We start from the raw sequence: 518 nt of genomic DNA on the forward strand, positions 1-518 counted from the left end.
GGCAGCGCAGGGCCTCGCGGCCGATGCGGATCACCCGGCCGTGGACCTTGCGCAGGTAGGCGAGCAGTTTGCGGATCGACCAGCGGGTGAAGGGCTGCCCGAGCTTGGCTGGGCGGGTGGTGGCCGTCTTGATGACGAAGTCCTCGTCGTCAGTGCTGAGCAGGCGGGGACGGCCTCCCGCCCACTGAGGGTCCAGGCAGGCCAGGCCGATCTCGTTGAACCGGTGGATCACATCCCGCACGGTGTCCTCGTCTGCCTGCACGAGCTGGGCGATCACCGGGACCCGGTTGCCGCCGGCCGAGGCCAGCAGCATCATCGCCCGCCGATAGCGCACCGTGTTCGTGCTACCCCGGCGCACGATCCGCTGTAACTGCTGCCCCTCCTGATCGGTCAACCTCCGGACCCTGACCGGCTCCGCCACCCACGCCTCCCCGCACCGAATCGGATGTCCGTCTACATCCAACCGGTTCAGGCATCGCCACCGCCAACCCGGCGAACCTATGCGGTCACGGCACTAG

Annotated in this window: 1 protein-coding gene; it reads right to left on the reverse strand. The window is 68.7% G+C overall.

Going from position 1 to position 518, the window contains the following annotated elements; translation table 11 throughout:
- The coding region (locus ABD369_RS41015; protein WP_344641727.1) for a helix-turn-helix domain-containing protein at positions 1-421 on the reverse strand (421 nt) is incomplete at its 3' end.
- Between the last annotated feature and the right edge of the window lie 97 nt (positions 422-518).

It is taken from the genome of Kitasatospora cystarginea, from assembly GCF_039533515.1.
Classification (GTDB): domain Bacteria; phylum Actinomycetota; class Actinomycetes; order Streptomycetales; family Streptomycetaceae; genus Kitasatospora; species Kitasatospora cystarginea.